Below are 18,633 nucleotides of genomic sequence, written 5' to 3' on the forward strand. Positions count from 1 at the left end.
AGGAGCACGAGCAATGAAGCATTTTTCCAGGATTTTCGCCGCGGCGGCGGTGTCGCTGGCGACGGCCATTCCGGCCTATGCCGAGACGACGCTGACGGTTCACTACCCGATGCCCGGCTTCTTCAAGAACGTGATGGACACGATCTCGAAGAAGTTCATGGAGGAAAACCCCGATATCAAGATCCAGTTCGCCAGCCCGTCGGCGACCTATGAAGAAGGCATCCAGACCATTCTTCGCCAGGCCGGCACCGACGAGATGCCCGACATCACCTTCATCGGCCTCAACCGCCTGCGCATGCTGAACGAACGCGACGTCGCCGTCGATCTCGGCCCGTTGGTCAAGAAGGAAGGCAACATGGCGGAGCTCGGCTTCTCCGACACGATCCTGAAGCTGGCGCAGGTCAACGGCAAGCAGGTCGGCCTGGCCTTCGCCACCTCCAACCCGATCATGTATTACAATGCCGACCTGGTGAAGGCGGCCGGCGGCGATCCGGACAATCCGCCTAAGACCTGGGACGAGGTGATCGCGCTCGGCGGCAAGATCAAGGCGCTCGGCAATGGTGTCGACGGCATCGACTTCCGCTGGCAGGGCGATGACTGGATGTTCTCGGCGCTGCTGTTCGGCGCCGGTGGCAAGATGCTGAACGAGGACGAAAGCAAGGTCGCCTTCAACGGACCCGAAGGCGAGAAGGCGGTGGAGATCCTGGAACGGATGGTGAAGGAGGGCGGCATGCCGGTCTTCACCAAGCCGGCGGGCGAGCAGGCTTTCGCGGCCGGCAAGGTCGGCTTCGAATTCCAGACCACCGGTGCGCTGGTCAACACCATCAAGAATGTCGGCGACAAGTTCACGCTGCGCACCGCCAAGATCCCGCTGATCGATCCGGTCAACGGCCGTCTGCCGACCGGCGGCAACGCCGTGGTCATCCTGACCAAGGATACGTCCAAGCAGGAGGCTGCCTGGAAGTTCGCGAAATTCGCCGCCGGCCCCTATGGCGCTTCCGTCGTCGTGCCGGGCACCGGCTATGTCCCCAACAACGAGCTGGCAGCGAAATCGTCAGACTATCTCGGCGATTTCTACAAGAAGAACCCGCTGTTCCAGGCCGGGCTCAGCCAGATGCCGCTGATGGTTCCGTGGTACGCCTTCCCGGGCACCAACGGGGTGAAGGTCACGCAGACGATCGTCGACAATCTGTCGCGCATCATCGACCAGTCGGCCTCGCCCAAGGAAGCGCTCACGGACGCGGCCAGCGACGTCGAAGGCATGCTGCCGACGCAGTAAGGGCTTAGGCGGGGACTTACCTTCTCCCCTTGTGGGAGAAGGTGGCCTCGCGAAGCGAGGTCGGATGAGGGGTGCTCCAGGGAACGCCAACGTCTCACTTCGCTGGAACACCCCTCATCCGTCTCGGCGCTGCGCGCCGATTCACCTTCCCCCACAAGGGGGGAAGGAAGAGAGTGCTACACTGGCCGGTAAACCCGCTCCGCCGTGTTCCAGAAGATATCGGCCTCGGCGGTCGCGCCGTGCTTCGCCACCGCGTCACGGTGCGCCTTGATCAGCTCGGCGTGGCTGGTCCAGAGCTTCTCGATCGGGAAGTTGGAACCGAACATCAGATGATCGGAGCCCAGGATATCGATCGCGTTGTCGACGATATAGGCGATCAGCGCCGGATCGTTGCGGTGGACGAAGGTGCCGAGGCCGGAGAGCTTGGCGTAGAGATTGGGTGCCGCCGAGAGCGTGCGCAGCCCCGCCTTCCAGGCCTCGGTGGTTTCCTGATCCGTGCCGGTCAGCATGCCGGCATGGGTGAGGATGAAGCTGGTATCGGGATTCTCACCGACCAGCGTCAGCCCGTCCTTCATCTGGGCGGGGAAAAGCTGCAGGTCGAAGGACAGGCCATAGTCCCTCAGCCTCGCGACGTTGGCGCGCACCTTGGGATCGATGACCTGGTCGGCCGAAGCGGCGAAGCGGAAGGCCGGCGTTTCGTGCCAGTGCAGTTGCATGCGCACGCCGCGCAGCAGTTTGTACTTCATCAGCCGGTCGATCTGGGGCCTGACGTCATCCACCGTCATGTCGGCATAGCCGACGATTGCGTGCGGCCAGCCGGTTTCACCCGCTGTCTTCTGCAGGAAGGCGACCTCTTTCTCGAAATCCTCCTTCGCCCAGTTGGTCTGGACATAGACGGCCTTCTCGACGCCTGATCCCTTCTGGTCGTCGAGGAATTCGCCGATCGGATAGTCGCGGCGGATCGGCTCGTAAGGGCCGAAGATGCGCGGCACCATCGGCCCGACCAGCCAGGGTTGGTCCTTCTGGCGCCAAATGTGGAAATGCGCGTCGATGGCTTTTTGCATCAGGAAACCCTCTTCCAGATTGTCGATGCCGCGGGGGCGGGACGGGCGAGCGACAGGATGAAATCGATGAGGCTGGTCAACGACGAGCCGTCGATGAGGTCGTCGAGGTCAGGCAGGATGGCGCGCAGTGCCGCCGTCACCGGGCGGAAGCGCGGGTCGCCGGCCAAGGGTGTTGCCAGCGACAGCCGGAAGGCACGGGCGCTCAGCCTGCGTATGGCCGTCTCCAGCTCGGCATGGTCGCCACGTTCCAGAGCGTCCGACAGGACAACGACCGCCGCACCGCGGGCAAAGGACGAAAAGCGCGGAACGGAGAGGAAGGCGAGCAGTGTCGGTCCCATGCGGGTGCCGCCGTCCCAGTCGTCGACCTGGGCCGCCGCGCGCGCCAGCGCCTGGTCGCGGTCGCGGATGCGCAATGCCGTGGTGATGCGGGTGAGCCGCGTGCCGAAGGTGAAGATCTCGGCGCGGTCGGCGCCTTGCACGATGGCGTGCGCGAGCTTGAGATAGTCCGCCGTGTGCAGCTTCATCGAGCCGGAGACGTCTATCAAGAGCAGCAGCTTGCGTGGCACGGTCTGGCGGCGGCGCAGCAGCGGTGAGGGCACGTCGCCATCGGCGCTGACGATTTCGCGCAGCGAGCGGCGCAGGTCGAGCTTGCCGCGCGAAGGGGTGCGCACGGTGCGGAAGGAGCGGCGGGCGGGCAGGGCGGACGGCAGCTTGCGTTGAAAGGCGGTCAGTCTGTCGTCGTCGCGCTGAAAATCGCGGGTGCTCAATTGCTCCAGGGCCGAGGACAGTTCGCCGCCTTCCTGGTTGTGCTCGGCTTCGATCCGCTGGTCGTCAGCGCCGCCATCATCCTTGATGCGGGTTTCCTCTTCCGCGTCACCTTCGACCACGGCTGACGTGCTGCCGTAGAAATGGCTCTGGAAATGCGCTTCGAATTCGTCGCGGCGATCGGGCGGCGGCGCCAGCGTGGCAAGGGCGGCCTCGCGGATGTCGGCCATCGAGCGTGGTCCGAGCAGTGTGACCGCCTGCATGAAGCCGGAGACTTGTTCGGGGGCGATGGCGAAGCCGTAGCGGCGCAGCAGGCGGCCGAAGCCGAGGAAGGGCGTAGCGGCGTTGGGCAACGCGCTCATGCAAGCGCCTCCTCGACAATCCGGCCAAGCTCAGGCGCGATGTAGGACAGATCCTCCTCGTCCTTGATCAGCACGCCGATGGCGCGGCGGAAGGCTTCCGGCCAGGGGCTGCCGCCTTTTTCGAGGATGGTGGCGGCATTGGCCCATTCGACGGCCTCGGCGATGCCGGGCGGCTTGGCCAGCGGGCGGGCGCGGATGGTCTGCACGGCTGCCGCAACGGCGCGCGCGGTGGCCTCAGCGACATCGCCGGCGCGCAGCAAGATGATGGCGGCTTCGCGCTCGGCATCGGGATAACCGATCCAGTGATAGACGCAGCGTCGTCGCAATGCCTCGGCAAGTTCGCGGGTGCGGTTGGAGGTCAGGATGACGATCGGCTGCGCGCCGGCACGGATGGTGCCGCGCTCGGGGATGCTGATCTGGAAATCGGAGAGGAATTCGAGCAGCAGCGCCTCGAATTCATGATCCGAACGGTCGATCTCGTCGACCAGCAGTACGCGCTGCTCCGGTGCCCGCAACACCTGCAGCAGCGGCCGGGCGATCAGGAAGCGGTCGTCGTAAATGTCGATTTCGTGTTCGCCGGAATGGCGGATGGCGAGCAGCTGGCGCTGGTAGTTCCATTCGTAGAGCGCATGCGCGGCGTCGACGCCTTCATAGCATTGCAGGCGCACCAGATCGCGGCCGAGCAGCTCGGCGACAGCCTTCGCGGCCTCGGTCTTGCCGACGCCCGGCGCGCCTTCGAGCAGCAGCGGCTTGCCGAGCCGGATCGCCAGGAAGATGGCGGTGGCCAGGCTGTCGTCGGCCAGATAGCGCGAGGTGGCGAGATGCGACGCCACCGCCTCCGGCGAGGTCGCGACAGTCTCGGCGTTCACCTCGGGCATGTCAGTTCGCCGCTTGCGCCTTGAGCGCGCGCAGGATGCGCTCCGGCGTGATCGGCAGCGTGTCGATGCGCACGCCGACGGCGTCGAAGACGGCATTGGCGACCGCCGGTATCTGCGGATTGGCGCACATTTCGCCCGGCCCCTTGGCGCCGTAGGGCCCGTCCGCCGAGGGCCGCTCCAGAACGATGATCTCGGTCTCGGCGAGGTCGCCTGGCCCCGGCATCAGATACTGGTTGAAGTCGGTGCCGCCATGATCGCGGTTGGGGTAATAGGGCTCTGTCGTCTCGTAGAGCGCGTGGCTGATGCCCATCCAGGAGCCGCCGACCAGCTGCTGCTCGACCATCTTCGGGTTCAGCGCGCGGCCGATCTCGAAGACGTTCTTGACTGTCAGCACGGTGACCTCGCCGGTCTCGTCATCGACCTCGACCTCGGCCACCGTGCAGGCATGCGCGTAGCAGGTCGACGGTTTCATCGCGCCGGTTTCCTTCTCGGGATAGGAGCGCGGGATCAGGAACATGCCGCGGCCCGAGATCGAGCGCCCGCGCTTGAAATGTGCCGACAGCGCGACGTCGAAGATCGAGATCGATTTCTGCGGCGCGCCCTTGACCAGTATGTTGCCCTGGCCGTCGGTCTCGAGGTCGGAAGCGTTGACCTCCAGTTCTTCCGCCGCCACTTCCAGCATCACCTGGCGCGCTTCTTTCGCGGCCTGGATGACGGCGTTGCCGGCGCGATGCGTGCCGCGCGAGGCGAAGGTGCCCATGCAATGCGGGCCGGTGTCGGTGTCGGCGGTGTCGACGACGACGCGGTCGGTCGGCACGCCAATGGTTTCGGCACAGATCTGCGCCATGATCTGCTTCATGCCCTGGCCGAGATCGACCGAGGATAGCGTCACCATGAAATTGCCGGTCGGCGTCGAGTGGACCAGCGCCTGGGTCGGATCGCCGCCGAGATTCATGCCGGTGGGATAGTTGATCGCGGCGACGCCGCGTCCGCGCCTGATCGCCATCTCAAGCTCCCTTCACGTAGGACGACATCGCCATGTATTTCTCCGCCACCGGCCAGTTGGCGGCGCGCGAGGCTTCCTGCATGCACTCGATGAGCGCTGCCCCTTCCGTCGGCTGGCGATGCGCCTTCATGTCGCCGTCGCGATAGGCGTTGATGAAGCGGAATTCGAGCGGGTCCATGCCGATCAGCCGCGCCAGCTTGTCCATCTGCACCTCCAGCGCGAAGTCGCCGATGGTGACGCCGAAGCCGCGCATGGCCGACGACGGCGTGCGGTTGGTGTAGACGCAGTAGGTGTCGATCCACACATTCGGGATGGTGTAGGGGCCGGGATAGTGGCCGGCACCCTTCTGCGCGCCATAGGGCGAGTGACGCGAATAGGCGCCGGCATCGGTATAACCAGTGACCTTGCGCGCGACGATGCGGCCGTCCTTCATCACGCCGTCCTTGATGACCACCTTTTCGGCCGCACGGGGTGACGAGATCTGCATCTCTTCCTCGCGGCTGTAGATGAAACAGACCGGTCGTCCGGTCAGCTTGGCGCCGAGGATGGCGATCGGCTCGACGATGACGTCGACCTTGCCGCCAAAACCGCCGCCGACCGTGCCGCCGACGAAATGCAGCTTCGAGCCCGGCATCTGCAGGATGATCGACGTGTTGTCGAGGGTGAAGAACATCGCCTGCGTGTTGGTGTAGCAGGTGAAGCGGTCGTTGCCTTCGGGCGCCACAACACAACCGGTGGTCTCGGTCGGCGCATGCTCGATCGGCGAGGACTGATAGCTCTGTTCCAAGATGTGGTCGGCGCCGGCGAAGCCGGCCTCGACATCACCGAAGCGTACCTTGCGGCACTCGCCGCTGTCATAGAGATAGTAGTTCTGGCCGTGATATTCGTTGACCAAGGGCGCGCCGGGCTTCAGCGCTTCCTCCATGTCGAAGACGGCCGGCAGCACTTCATAGTCGACCTTGACCTTCGCCGCGGCTTCCTGCGCGGCGCGCTCCGTCTCGGCCAGCACCGCAACCACGGCCTCGCCCTTCCAGCGCACCTTGCCGTCGGCCAGCACGGTCTCGTCCTCGGGGCCGATCTGGATCAGGATCAGGATGGTGTAGACATTGTGCGGCACGTCCTTGGCGGTCAGCACCTTGACCACACCTGGATGCTTCTCAGCCTCGGACGTGTCGATCGAGCGGATGCGGGCGTGGTGGTGCGGGCTGCGCACCATCTTCAGGTGCAGCATGCCGGGAAAGTTGCGGTCGGCGAAAAAGGCTGTCTTGCCGGTGACATGGCCGGGCGAATCCGAACGGGGCCGGGGCTGGCCGATCTCATGCAGATCGTCCTTGCGGACATCGGCGAAGTAGTTCTTGCGCAGTTCCATTCTCTTGATCCCCTCAGGCGGCGTTCTGCGAATTGGAGCGCGCGGCCGTCAGCACCGCCTGGATGATCGGCTCGTAGCCGGTGCAGCGGCAGATATTGCCCGACAGCGCCTCGACCACGTCGTCGCGGGTGGGGTTGGGCGTGTGGTCGAGCAGCACCTTGGCCGCCATGATCATGCCCGGCGTGCAGAAGCCGCATTGCGTGGCGAACGTGTCGAGGAATGCGCGCTGCAGCGGATGCAGGACGCCGCCCTCGGCGAGGCCCGATGTCGTGGTGATGGCTGTTCCGTTGCAAGTTTCAGCCAAGGTCAGGCAGGACAGCCGGAGCTCGCCGTCGATGATGACGGAGCAGGCACCGCACGTGCCCTGGTGGCAGCCGCCCTTCGGCGAGGTGTCGCCGATCTTGTCGCGCAAGGCGTTGAGCAGCGTCGTGCCACTGTCGATGAATTCGGCTTTTTCGAAGCCGTTGAGCGTGAATTGAACCGGGACCTTCGCCATGTTTCCTCCTTGCGCGTCCGCCCGAAGGATCGGACAGACGCGCGCTCCCCAACTCGTGATTTCAAGTCAGCAACAGCCGGCCGAGATGGACCGGCAGCACTTCGGCGCGATACCAGGCGCTGGCGATCGGATCGGTGATGGGCGTGGTGCCTTCGGCGGCGGCGGCCAGTGCCGGTGCGATGCCGTTCCGGTCAAGCGTCTTTCCCTTGAGCGCCTCTTCCGCCGCCCTGGCACGCACTGGCCGATCGGCCATGCAGCCAAGCGCGATCCGAGCCGAGGAAACGGTGCCGTCCGCGGCCTGCTCCAGAACGATGGCGATGCTCAGCACCGAGACGCCCTTGGGCTTGATCCGCGATATTTTCAGGAAGCGGAAGCCGTCGGCCTTCGGCAGCGTGAAGCCGACCGACGTGACGATGGCGCGGCTTTCGTCACGCCCGGTCAGGAAAGTCTCGATCGGCAATTCGCCGTCATCGGTGCCGACCGTGGCGTCGAGCGCCAGCAAGGCAACGGCGAAATCGCCGTAGGGGGCGGGCGCGAACAGATTGCCGCCGACGGTCGCCATGTTGCGCACCGCCGGGCCGCCTACGGCGCGCGCGGCCTTGGCGAGCGTGCCGAGTTCCGGATGTCGCGCGATCGCCGCCATGGTCACCGAGGCGCCGATGCGGATCTTGCCATCGGCGACCGTGATGGCCGACAGGGTCGGGTCGGTCGACCTGACAAGGCCGGAGACCGAGACATCGCCTTCATTGGCCGCGCGGACCACGAGTGTGCCGCCACCGAGATAGCGGGTACCGGCCGTCTTCAGCGCCGCATTGGCGTCCTTCACGGTCGGGAATGTCTGGAGGGCAAGCGCCATGGAACACTCCTGTTCTCAGCCCGATTCAGCTCTGGCCGGCAAAGTGGCTCTTCAGGGCGTTGAAGCCGCCCTGGAAGACATTGGCGCCCATGCCCTCGGCCAGCTTGTCCGCATCCTCCGGGGCGGCGTCGAAGCTGGCTGTCCACTCGGCATAGGTGCGGTCGCCATCGGTGACGCGCCGAAGCTGCAGCGTCGCCTTGTGGTTGGTGAGCGGCTGCGGCGTTTCCAGGATGGAATAGCTGACGAGGAAATTGTCGTCGGAGAAGTCGAGCAGTTTTTCACGGATGCGCGCGCCGCTGGCGAGCTGGAAGTTGCGCACGCAGCCGATCGCGGCGGCGTCCTTGCCATCCTCGATATGGCTTTCGACCATGCGCGGGTGCCAGCCCGGCAGGTCGTTGAAGTCGCGTATGCGCGCCCAGACTTTTTCGACCGGCGCGTCGATGACGCTGGAGATGGTGACCTTGGCCATATGATGTTCCCTTGCGAATGAGCGTTGCGGCAAGGGTAGGGGGCTGACCCGGGTGACGCTTATCAATGCGTCTTGAGCGCGTATCAAGGAGTCTGAAAAACAAGCGGCTGGAGCTCAGGCCGTTGCCCGCGCCGCCTCACGGTAGAGTGTCGGCGGCACGCCGACATGGTCGCGGAAGAAGCGCGAGAAATTGCCCTGCGTGGTGAAGCCGAGATTGCAGGCGACAGAGATCAGCGGCTCCTGCGACCACTGCAGCTGGCGCACCGCTTCTTCCATGCGCAGCGTGTTCCAGTAGACGTTGGGCGTCAGATTGGTCTGTTCCTTGAACAAGGCAAAGAAATGCGGCCGCGACAGCCCGACGCTGCGCGCCACGTCATCGAACGAGATGCGTTCGCAGACATTGGCCTTCATCAACTGGATCGCCTTGCGGACGCGGAAGTCCTGCATCGTGCTGATGCGGATGCGGGTGTCCTGCGGCGCCGAGGCGTCGGCGGCATCGAGCACGCTGTCGATGAAGCGCTCGATCTCGTAATTGGCGACGTCGTCGACGCTTTCATTGTCGGTCAGATGGTCGAGCAGGCTTGCGGCGGCCTGATGCAGCCAGGGCTCCAGCGTGATCGCCGCCTGGGCAAACAATGGCGCGGAGGAGGGCAGGTCGCGGCGCCTGCGCGCCCAGTCGGGATCGATGTAGAAGGCCAGGAACAGGCCCGGCCTGCCATCCTGCGACAGGACGTGGCTGTGCGGCTGCAGCGAATTGATGCCGGCGGCGGTGTGTGGTCCCAGCCTGACCGTCTCGCGGCCGATCGTCATTTCGCCGGCCGTGCCTTCCAGCCAGATGATCAGGTGTGCCTCGACATGGGCATGGGTGACGAAGTCGCTTGCGACATTCAGGATAGAAACATGTCCGAACCGGCCCCAGTAGAGCCTGATCGCTTCCGTCATGGGTATATCCTCCCGCAGGCGACTGGCCTCCCTTCGCCTGCACCGGGATTGTGCGGCCGGTTTCCGGTTTCCGTCAAGGCATCGGCTCGCGGCCGGTGCCGATGGCGGGTCGCCCCGGCCGATTTTCAGACTGAGCGATAGGAACCGGAACGAATAGCGCTTCGGCGGCGGCGGCTCTCAATCGCTGCGGCGGAAGTTGCGGATGCGGTCGAACAGCACCGCCAGCAGGATGGCGCCGCCGATGAAGGTGCCCTGCCAGAAGGCGTTGATGCCGAGCAGGCCAAGGCTGTTGCGGATCACCTCGATGAGGGCGGCGCCGACGATGGCGCCGAAGGCGGTGCCGACGCCGCCGGCCAGGTTGGCGCCGCCGATGACGGTGGCCGCGATGACCTGCAGTTCCATGCCGGTGCCGAGATTGGTGGTGACGGCGCCCAGCCATCCGGTCTGGATGATGCCGGCAATGCCGGCCGACAGCGCCGAGATCATGTAGACGGCGACCTTGATCTGGCGCACCGGCACGCCGGTCAGCGTTGCAGCGTGCTCGTTGCCGCCGATGGCGAAGATGTGGCGGCCGAACTTGGTCCAGCGCAGGACGAAGCCGGTGATAAGCGCCAGCAGGATCATGTAGAGCACCGGATTGGCGATGCCGAACAGCCAGGCGCCGCCGCCCAACGCCAGCAGCTTGTTGTGGTCCGGCCCGAACTGGAAGACGACGGTGTTGTTGGAGGCGACCATGGCCAGGCTGCGGGCAATCGACAGCATGCCGAGCGTCACCACGAAGGGCGGGAATCCGAGATAGGCGATCATGACCCCGTTGAAGGCGCCGATGGCAAGCGCGGTGGCGATCGAAGCCAGGATGCCGATTTCGATCGAATAGCCGGCATGCATGGTGACGGCCAGCACCATCGACGACAGGCACAGCACCGAGCCGACCGACAGGTCGATACCGCCGGTGATGATGACGAAGGTCATGCCGAGCGCAACGATGGCGACGAAGGTGACGTTGCGGGTGATGTTGTAGAGGTTCTTCGAGGTGGCGAAGGCGTCGGTGGCAAACGACAGGAAAATGCAGGCGAGGATGACGGCGATCACCACCCAGAACGTCTGGCTGGAGAATATCCGCGACAGGAAAGTGTGCTGCTTCTGCGCGATCGTCTGGTCAAGGGTGACTGCCATTATCGACCTTTCCTGCCGGCGGCGATGCGCGCCAGCGTGGTGAAATACGGGTTTTGCGCCCTCATGCCGCCTGCTCGATGGCGCCGGTGATCAGCCCGGTGACTTCCTCGGGCGAACTCGACGCGATCGTCTTGTCGGCGACCTTCCTGCCGCGCCGCATGACGATGACGCGATCGGCGACGTCGAAGACGTCGGGCATGCGGTGGCTGATCAGCACCACCGCTATGCCCTGGTTGCGCAGATTGCGGATCAGGTTGAGCACTTCGGCGACCTGCCTGACCGAGATCGCCGCCGTCGGTTCGTCCATCAGCACGATCTTGGCCTGCGACAGCATGGTGCGGGCGATGGCCACCGCCTGGCGTTGGCCACCCGACATCTGCTTGACCAGGTCGCGCGGCCGGGTCTCGGACTTGAGCTCGGCGAAGATCTGGCCGGCGCGCTTGTACATCGCCGCATAGTCGAGAATGCGGAACGGACCGACGCCGCGCCGCAACTCGCGCCCGAGATAGACGTTCGCCGCCGCGGTCAGATTGTTGCAGAGCGCCAGGTCCTGGTGGACGATCTCGATCCCGTGCTGGCGCGCCTCGACCGGCTTGTGCAGGATCAGCTCCTTGTCGTCCATGCGCATCGCGCCATGGCTCGGCCGGAAATTGCCGGCGATCATCTTGACCAGCGTCGACTTGCCGGCGCCGTTATCGCCCATCAGGCCGACGACCTGGCCGGGCTCGATCGACAGCGACACGTCGTTGACCGCCTGGATGGCGCCGAAATGCTTCGAGATGTTGGTGAGTTCGAGAACCGCCACCAGCCTTTGCCTCCCTGTGCTTGCCGCATGCCCCGGGACAGGGGCGGCTTTCGCGTCGCTCTCCCAGCTCCTCCCGGAAACAGCGATATCAGTCATTTACGCAAATGCCCGTGCGGGCGTCAATTGTCCGATGAATAGGAAATAGACCATTTGTCAGACGAATAGTGGGTGGCGGTTCCGAAAAATCCGTTTTGTAGGACAAATAGCAATTGACGTTGGCGGCGTGCCGTTATTAGCTGAGGGTCGGAGGAAGATTTGCCGGTCCCGGGCCATGATCGACGGCGGGGTCGGCGGGAGATCATCGATCGTGCCGGCAATGCCGGTCCGGTCGCATCTGGAAATGCTTATCGGTCTTGCCAGGCGGCATGGGCATTCGCCCTGCCATCTCGCGTTGGGGCCGATCTGTGTGGCGGGCACGCCGTGTCCGTCTGTTTTTCAAGGGAGGACTGATATGAGGAAAACAGTTTTGCTCGCCGCCGTCGCCGCCATGGCGTTGGGCGCCGGGCCGGCCTTGGCCAAGAAGCAGCTCGTCATCGTGGTGAAAGGTCTCGACAATCCGTTCTTCGAGGCCATCCACCAGGGCTGCGAGAAATGGAACAAGGAAAACGCCAGCTCGGAATATGAATGCTTCTACACGGGTCCGGCGTCGACTTCCGACGAGGCCGGCGAGGCCCAGATCCTTCAGGATATACTGAGCAAGCCTGACACGGCGGCGGTGGCGATTTCGCCGTCCAACGCGCCGCTGATCGCGCAGACGCTCAAGACCGCCAATCCGACGGTCCCGATCATGACTGTCGACGCCGACCTGGCCAAGGAGGACGCAGCCCTTCGCAAGACCTATCTCGGTACCGACAACTACCTGATGGGCAAGAAGATCGGCGAATACATCAAGAAGGCCAAGCCGAATGGCGGCACGATCTGCACCATCGAGGGCAACCCGGCAGCCGATAACATCCTGCGCCGCGCGCAAGGCATGCGCGACGCCCTGACGGGCAAGGAAGGGCTTGCGGCACTAGCCGGTGAAGGCGGCTGGACCGAAGTCGCCGGCTGCCCGGTCTTCACCAATGACGACGGTGCCAAGGGCGTGCAGGCAATGACCGATATCCTTGCGGCCAACCCCAAGCTCGATGCTTTCGGCATCATGGGCGGCTGGCCGCTGTTCGGCGCGCCGCAGCCTTATCGCGACCTGGTTGGACCGTTGAAGGACCGGCTGGCCAAGAACGACTTTGTCATCGGCGCCGCCGACACGATCGGCGACGAGGTGGCGATCGCCAGGGATGGCCTTGTCACCGCGCTGGTCGGCCAGCGGCCGTTTGAAATGGGCTACAAGGCGCCGTCGGTGATGATCGACCTGATCACGGGCAAGAAGGTCGCCGATCCGGTCTTCACCGGCCTCGACGAATGCACCAAGGATACGGTCGACACCTGTATCCAAAAGTAGTTTTCGATCCGGGGCGCTCGGCCAACGGGCGCCCCGTCAATTCCTTGAGCGAGACGCCGTGGCGAGGGGCAACAGGCTCCGGCCTTGTCGCGTCCATGGTTTGGATTTTCGGCAACGGGATCGGCGCGCCACGCAGATACGGACCCATCCGGGCGACAGGCAGCCGACCTACTGGAACGTGGATGCCGCACGAGAAGGCAGAAAGAAAAGCCAGCCGGGCCAAGGCGAAAGCCAGCCGCGATCCGGCGGCCATGCGCAGGGCCGACGCGGCGCACTTTCCCGGATCCAGTGTTCATGCCTCGCTCGCCAGCGAGATCGGTCTGCGGATCGTGCGCGGCGATTATCCGCCCGGCAGCATCCTGCCCAACGAGGCCAAATGGGCCGAAACCTTCAATGTCAGCCGCTCGGCGGTGCGCGAGGCGATCAAGATGCTTATGGCCAAGAGCCTTTTGGCGTCACGCCCCAAGATCGGCAGCTGGGTCGAGCCAAAGGAGCGCTGGAACCTGCTCGACCGCGACGTGCTTGCCTGGTACGCGACCGCGCCCGACCGCGAGGCCTTCCTGCGCACCGTGCAAGAGTTCCGCCATATCATCGAACCGGAAGCGTCGGCCTTTGCCGCCATGCGGCGCAGCGACGAGCAGATGGCCGAGATCAGCCTCGCCTGCCGCGAAATGGGCGAGGCGGCCAACCTGCCGGAACGCATCCGCGCCGACACACGCTTTCACCTCGCCATCCTGCGGGCCTCTGGCAATGACCTTCTGGTGCCGCTCGGCGTGCTGATCGAGTCCGCGCTCGACCATCTCTTCGTCTTCACCACGCGGCAGGTCGGCGACCAGCGGCGAGCGCAGAAACTGCATGAGGCGATCGAGAAGAACATCCGCCTGCAACGGCCGGCGGCGGCCCGCAATGCCGTACACAAGCTGCTCGCCGACACCGATGAAGGGATTGGAAGCAGGCGGCGGTGAGCCGTGCGGCCGTTTGAACCTCAAATCGTCTGCTTCTTGCCATCCTTCATCGGCATCAGGTCGACGCCGTTGACCTTGGCGATATGGGTCGCCAGCATCGGTACGAACTGCTCGGCCGGACCGGTGGCATGGGCGCCGGCAAAGGAATTCTTGGTGGCGTTGCCGAGCGGGTTGGCGATGCCGGCCGCACCCGCCATGGACTCCAGATAGGTCAGGTCCTTGAAGGCGTTGGCGATGGTGAATTTGTGGGCGTCGCGGTCGCCTTCCAGCGTCCAGCGCATGAAGGTCTGGTAGAAGCCGCAATCCATGCGGCCGTTACGGATGACGCTGTCGAAACGCGGCGGCGAGATGCCGACCTTTTGAGCCAGGGCCAGTGCTTCGGAATAGATGGCGGCATAGCCCAGCGAGATGAAGTTGTTGAGCAGCTTCATGCGGTGGCCGTCGCCGGTGTCGCCGATGTGGACGATGCGGCCGGCCCAGGTCTCGATCACCGGTTTCACCCTGGCAAAGACGGCGTCCGGCGCGCCGACCATGGCATCGAGCGTGCCTTCCCAGGCCTCCTTCGGCGTGCGGCTCAATGGCGCGTCGACATAGTCGATGCCAAGCGCGTTGAGTTCGGCCGCGAGCGCGACGGTCGAGACCGGGTCCGAGGTCGAGCAGTCGACGACGACCGAACCTTTCTTCAAGCCTTCCTTGAGGCCATCGGGGCCGCGGATGATGGCTTCCACTTCGCGCGACCCGGTGACGCAGATGAAGACAATGTCAGATGCCGCCGCGACATCGCGCGAGGTCGATGCTTCCCTGGCGCCTCGGCCAAGGAGGTCCTCCGCCGGCTTGCGGTTCTTGCGGCCAAGGAATGTCAGGGGATAGCCCTTGTCGACGATGTTCTTGGCAATGCCGTGCCCCATCAGGCCAAGGCCGATGAAGCCGATCGTCTCGCGCGCGGCGGAGGTGTTCATGTCGTCTGTCCTATCCAGGATTATCGATAATTGCGCCGCCGTTTTAGCCCTATGTGGTTGCGGAATGCAATATTGTCTGACAATAGACGGGAATTCCAGAGCCTGTCATGGAGACCAGAATGACGAAGCGGATCATGTTCACCGGCGGCAGCGGCAAGGCTGGGCGCCATGTCGTGCAATATCTTGTCGAGCACGGCTGCCAGGTGCTCAACATCGACACCAAGCCGCTCGACAATCCCAAGGTGCGTACGCTGATCACCGACATCACCGACAGCGGGCAGGTGTTCAACGCACTGTCGAGCTATATGGGCCTGCACGAATTCGATCCGTCGCTGCGCCCGCAGCCGGTGGATGCGGTGGTGCATTTCGCCGCCATCCCGCGCATCATGATCACGCCCGACAACGAGGTGTTCCGCATCAATGCGATGGGCACCTACAATGTCATCGAGGCGGCGGTGAAGCTCGGCATCCGCAAGGTCATCATCGCGTCCTCGGAGACAACCTATGGCCTGGTGTTCGCCAACGAGCCGCGCGATCCCAGATATTTCCCGCTCGACGAGGCGTATGATGTCGATCCGATGGACAGCTACGCGCTGTCGAAGGTCGTCAACGAGAAGACCGCGCGGGCCTTCGCGCAACGCAACGGCACCGACATCTATGCCTTGCGCATCGGCAATGTCATCGAGCCGCACGAATATTCGCTGTTTCCGAAATGGTTCGCCGACCCCGGTTTTCGCAAGCGCATTGCCTGGAGCTATGTTGACGCGCGCGATCTCGGCCAGATCACGCTACGCGCCATCGAGAAGGACGGCCTCGGCTACCAGGTGTTCAACGCGGCCAACGACGATACTTCGTCCGACCTGCCGACGGCGGAACTCTTGAAGCGCTTCTATCCGGGCGTGCCGGTCAAGGCCGAACTCGGTGAATACGAGACGCTGCTGTCGAACCGCAAGGCGCGCGACATGCTCGGCTTCCGCCCGGAACACAGCTGGCGCAAATACGTCAAAACGGCCTGAGCGAGCGGGCAAATGCGGTTGGGCTGTGCATAGCGGGGCGCTTTGCGGCGCAACCGTTCCGTGGTGCTTGACAGCTTCCGCAAACCGGCCTTTCTGAAGCGTATGCGGGACGCGAAGCCGAACAAGGAAAAATCGCCGGACAAGGCGGCCGCCGTCGAGCGCTCGACCGGTGTTCGACGGCCCGACGCGGCACGTATTCCCGGCGCCAGCGTGCACACGTCGCTGGCCAGCGAGATCGGTCTGCGGATCGTGCGCGGCGACTATCCGCCCGGCACCATCCTGCCCAACGAAGCCAAATGGTCGGAGACCTTCAGCGTCAGCCGCTCGGCGGTGCGCGAGGCGATCAAGATGCTGATGGCCAAGAGCCTGCTTGCCTCACGCCCCAAGATCGGCAGCTGGGTGGAGCCGAAAGAACGCTGGAACCTGCTCGACCGCGATGTGCTCGCCTGGTACGCGACGTCGCCGGACCGCGAGGTGTTCCTGAAGACTGTGCAGGAGTTCCGCCACATCATCGAGCCCGAAGCGACCGCTTTCGCGGCGATGCGGCGGACCGACGAACAGATGGCCGAGATCAGCCAGGCCTGCCGCGAGATGGGGGAGGCCGCGAGCCTGCAGGAGCGCACCCGCGCCGACACACGCTTCCACCTTGCCATTTTGCGCGCCTCCGGCAACGATCTTCTGGTGCCGCTCGGCGTGCTGATCGAATCCGCCTTCGATCACCTGTTCACCTTCACCACCCGGGAAGTCGATGATCTCAACCACGTGCAAAAGCTGCATGAGGCGATCGAGAAGAACATCCGGCTGCAACGCCCGGACGCGGCGCGCGCCGCGGTTCGCAAGCTGCTGGCCAACACCGACCACGTGATCAAGTCGCGCTAGGGATGCTGAGCTTCAGGCGATCCGGCTCTGCGCACGGCACTTTATGGCCCGCTCCGGTTCTCAAAAACCATCGGCTCGGCCTGACCTGAATCTCAACATAGGCCGGCGCTAGTCTTCCTTCTCGCGGCCGAAGGCCAGGCGCAGTTCGTCCTTGGCGTGCTCAAGCACTTGTCTGCGCGCGGCCGGCAGGTTCTTGCCGGCGCGATTGATGTAAAAATTCAGCATCGACATGGCTGACTGGAAGGGTTCGGCCTTGCGGCGGTGGCTGTGCTCGGCCGACCGCTTGAGCGAGGCGGCGATCTTTTTGGCATCGTCGGATTCGAAGACGTGATCCTCAAGATCCATCGCGTCACTGTGCTCGGTCACCTCGGCCGACCATTTCTTCCTGGCGGTGGTCATGGCTGGGACTCCTTTGGGGGTTCGCTGATCGGAAAACTCCAGACATTGGCCTCGGTTCCCGCCTTCGTGCCCGCTCTGGAGCCACGGATTTGCCCGCCGTGGCGCTGCTGTGGGCTGGGAATGTGCCGATAGTGGCCAAAACGGCAGCCGATTTCGAGTCCGCCGACAGGAAACGCCTTTGACCCGAACCGACTTGAGCCGGCCCAGTGCCGGCATCGACAGTTCCTACGCGTGGATGCGGCTGGCCATCTCGATGCTGCTGGCGACGATCGGCGCGGTCGGCATGTGGGCGGTGGTCGTGGTGCTGCCCGCCGTGCAGGCCGAGTTCGGCGTCGACCGTGCAGATGCTTCGATGCCCTACACCGCGACCATGATTGGCTTTGCCGCCGGCAATGTCCTGGTCGGCCGCGCCATCGATCGCATGGGCTATTGGATCCCGGCGCTGTTCTCTTCCGTGGCGCTCTCCGCCGGCCTGCTGCTCGCCGCGCTTTCGACCTCGATCCTGCAATTCACCCTTGCCCAGGGGGTGCTGATCGGTGTCGGCACGTCGGTGATCTTCGGGCCGCTGATCGCCGACATCTCGCACTGGTTCAACCGCCGGCGCGGCGTCGCTGTGACAGCGGCTGCGGCCGGCAACTATCTCGCCGGCGCGCTCTGGCCAACCATCATGCCGACGCTGATCAAGGCGGAAGGCTGGCGCTTCACCTACGCGGCGATCGGTGTCTTCTGCCTTGTCACCATGGTGCCCCTGGTGCTGTTGCTGCGACGCGGTGCTCCTGACGCGGCCGCCGCCGGCTCGCCCGGGAGCCGGCCGGTGCAGCCGATTCCCATGTCGCCGGCGGCGCTGCAGACGCTGCTGGTTGTTGCCGGCCTCGGCTGTTGCGTGGCGATGTCGATGCCACAGGTGCACATCGTCGCCTATTGCATGGATCTTGGCTACGGCATGGCGCATGGCGCCGACATGCTGTCGATCATGATGGCGGCGGGCGTCGTCAGCCGGCTTGCCTCAGGCTTCATCGCCGATCGCATCGGCGGTGCGAAAACCCTGCTGATCGGTTCGGTGCTGCAGTGCCTGTCGCTGCTGTTCTACATTCCGTTCGACGGGCTCGCCTCGCTCTATGTCGTGTCGCTGGTCTTCGGCCTGTCGCAAGGCGGCATCGTGCCTTGCTATGCGATCATCGTGCGCGAGTACCTGCCCGCCAAGGAGGCCGGCCAGCGTATCGGCATCGTCATGATGGCGACGATCTTCGGCATGGCGATCGGCGGCTGGATGTCGGGTTGGATCTACGACCTGACCGGTTCCTACGCCGCCGCCTTCCTCAACGGCATCGCGTGGAATCTGCTGAACATAGTGGCGATCGGGCTGTTCATGTGGAAGGCAAGGCAAAGGACCGCCATAGCGGCCTGAGCACCTCGGCTTGACAACAGGCGGGCACTGCGCGACCCCAGAGCCGAAGGGTGCGGTAAGGCCGGTGAAATGGCGACAGCTCAGATGATCATGTTGCGG

General features: G+C 64.5%; 19 protein-coding genes. 6 read left to right on the forward strand and 13 right to left on the reverse strand.

Going from position 1 to position 18,633, the window contains the following annotated elements; all coding sequences use genetic code 11:
- Window positions 1-13: 13 nt before the first annotated feature.
- Complete coding sequence (locus EB230_RS15840) at window positions 14-1,279, forward strand: ABC transporter substrate-binding protein (RefSeq protein WP_172373161.1); 1,266 nt, start codon at window positions 14-16, stop codon at window positions 1,277-1,279.
- Between the two features lie 176 nt (window positions 1,280-1,455).
- On the opposite strand, the gene EB230_RS15845 is transcribed toward EB230_RS15840, so the two are convergent.
- The 11 genes from EB230_RS15845 to EB230_RS15895 all read right to left on the reverse strand — a co-directional run bounded on the left by EB230_RS15845 (window position 1,456) and on the right by EB230_RS15895 (window position 11,467).
- Entirely contained in the window at window positions 1,456-2,343 is an 888-nt protein-coding gene (locus tag EB230_RS15845; protein ID WP_065005349.1) for an amidohydrolase, read from the reverse strand.
- The gene (locus EB230_RS15850; RefSeq protein ID WP_172373163.1) at window positions 2,343-3,470 is read right to left on the reverse strand and encodes a VWA domain-containing protein; all 1,128 of its coding nucleotides are present in this window, start codon (window positions 3,468-3,470) and stop codon (window positions 2,343-2,345) included. The genes EB230_RS15845 and EB230_RS15850 overlap by 1 nt, the downstream gene beginning before the upstream one ends.
- Window positions 3,467-4,348: a MoxR family ATPase gene (locus EB230_RS15855; RefSeq protein WP_172373165.1), complete on the reverse strand. Its 882-nt coding sequence runs from the start codon at window positions 4,346-4,348 to the stop codon at window positions 3,467-3,469. Before EB230_RS15855 ends, EB230_RS15850 begins: the two co-directional genes overlap by 4 nt.
- A 1-nt stretch (window position 4,349) precedes the next feature.
- Complete coding sequence (locus EB230_RS32975; protein ID WP_023779827.1) at window positions 4,350-5,354, reverse strand: molybdopterin cofactor-binding domain-containing protein; 1,005 nt, start codon at window positions 5,352-5,354, stop codon at window positions 4,350-4,352.
- Window position 5,355: 1 nt separating this feature from the next.
- Window positions 5,356-6,723: a xanthine dehydrogenase family protein molybdopterin-binding subunit gene (locus EB230_RS32980; RefSeq protein ID WP_056571795.1), complete on the reverse strand. Its 1,368-nt coding sequence runs from the start codon at window positions 6,721-6,723 to the stop codon at window positions 5,356-5,358.
- A 13-nt stretch (window positions 6,724-6,736) separates the two neighbouring features.
- Window positions 6,737-7,219, reverse strand: a complete 483-nt coding sequence (locus tag EB230_RS15870; protein ID WP_056571797.1) for a (2Fe-2S)-binding protein — start codon at window positions 7,217-7,219, stop codon at window positions 6,737-6,739.
- Window positions 7,220-7,280: 61 nt separating this feature from the next.
- The gene (locus EB230_RS15875) at window positions 7,281-8,075 is read right to left on the reverse strand and encodes an FAD binding domain-containing protein (protein ID WP_172373175.1); all 795 of its coding nucleotides are present in this window, start codon (window positions 8,073-8,075) and stop codon (window positions 7,281-7,283) included.
- A 25-nt stretch (window positions 8,076-8,100) separates the two neighbouring features.
- Complete coding sequence (locus tag EB230_RS15880; RefSeq protein WP_056571803.1) at window positions 8,101-8,544, reverse strand: SRPBCC family protein; 444 nt, start codon at window positions 8,542-8,544, stop codon at window positions 8,101-8,103.
- Window positions 8,545-8,658: 114 nt separating this feature from the next.
- Window positions 8,659-9,486 carry an AraC family transcriptional regulator gene (locus EB230_RS15885; protein WP_056571805.1) on the reverse strand — a complete coding sequence of 276 codons (828 nt, stop codon included), beginning with the start codon at window positions 9,484-9,486 and terminating at the stop codon, window positions 8,659-8,661.
- A 177-nt stretch (window positions 9,487-9,663) separates the two neighbouring features.
- On the reverse strand, window positions 9,664-10,662 hold the full coding sequence (locus EB230_RS15890) for an ABC transporter permease (RefSeq protein WP_056571808.1): 999 nt from the start codon (window positions 10,660-10,662) through the stop codon (window positions 9,664-9,666).
- Between the two features lie 61 nt (window positions 10,663-10,723).
- Window positions 10,724-11,467, reverse strand: a complete 744-nt coding sequence (locus EB230_RS15895) for an ATP-binding cassette domain-containing protein (protein WP_056571811.1) — start codon at window positions 11,465-11,467, stop codon at window positions 10,724-10,726.
- A 451-nt stretch (window positions 11,468-11,918) separates the two neighbouring features.
- On the opposite strand from EB230_RS15895, the gene EB230_RS15900 reads away from it, so the two are divergent.
- Both EB230_RS15900 and EB230_RS15905 read left to right on the forward strand, forming a co-directional pair.
- Complete coding sequence (locus EB230_RS15900) at window positions 11,919-12,908, forward strand: sugar-binding protein (RefSeq protein ID WP_056571814.1); 990 nt, start codon at window positions 11,919-11,921, stop codon at window positions 12,906-12,908.
- Between the two features lie 182 nt (window positions 12,909-13,090).
- A complete protein-coding gene (locus EB230_RS15905; RefSeq protein WP_056571817.1) occupies window positions 13,091-13,873 on the forward strand; it encodes a FadR/GntR family transcriptional regulator in 783 nt (260 codons plus the stop codon).
- 20 nt (window positions 13,874-13,893) lie between these two features.
- Here EB230_RS15905 and EB230_RS15910 read toward each other — a convergent pair whose 3' ends face one another.
- On the reverse strand, window positions 13,894-14,832 hold the full coding sequence (locus tag EB230_RS15910) for an NAD(P)-dependent oxidoreductase (protein ID WP_056571819.1): 939 nt from the start codon (window positions 14,830-14,832) through the stop codon (window positions 13,894-13,896).
- 119 nt (window positions 14,833-14,951) lie between these two features.
- Between EB230_RS15910 and EB230_RS15915 the strand changes: the two genes are divergently transcribed.
- Together EB230_RS15915 and EB230_RS15920 are read left to right on the forward strand one after the other, a co-directional pair.
- Window positions 14,952-15,848, forward strand: coding sequence for an NAD(P)-dependent oxidoreductase (locus tag EB230_RS15915; RefSeq protein ID WP_056572156.1), 897 nt, complete (start codon window positions 14,952-14,954; stop codon window positions 15,846-15,848).
- Between the two features lie 102 nt (window positions 15,849-15,950).
- Window positions 15,951-16,727 carry a FadR/GntR family transcriptional regulator gene (locus tag EB230_RS15920; protein WP_056572158.1) on the forward strand — a complete coding sequence of 259 codons (777 nt, stop codon included), beginning with the start codon at window positions 15,951-15,953 and terminating at the stop codon, window positions 16,725-16,727.
- A 108-nt stretch (window positions 16,728-16,835) separates the two neighbouring features.
- On the opposite strand, the gene EB230_RS15925 is transcribed toward EB230_RS15920, so the two are convergent.
- Complete coding sequence (locus EB230_RS15925; RefSeq protein ID WP_056571823.1) at window positions 16,836-17,126, reverse strand: DUF3175 domain-containing protein; 291 nt, start codon at window positions 17,124-17,126, stop codon at window positions 16,836-16,838.
- Between the two features lie 178 nt (window positions 17,127-17,304).
- On the opposite strand from EB230_RS15925, the gene EB230_RS15930 reads away from it, so the two are divergent.
- Window positions 17,305-18,534 (forward strand): MFS transporter, encoded by a 1,230-nt coding sequence (locus tag EB230_RS15930; RefSeq protein ID WP_172373177.1) that lies wholly within the window; start codon window positions 17,305-17,307, stop codon window positions 18,532-18,534.
- The last annotated feature ends 99 nt before the right edge of the window (window positions 18,535-18,633 follow it).

Origin of the sequence: Mesorhizobium sp. NZP2234 (assembly GCF_013170765.1) — a bacterium.
GTDB lineage: Bacteria > Pseudomonadota > Alphaproteobacteria > Rhizobiales > Rhizobiaceae > Mesorhizobium > Mesorhizobium loti_D.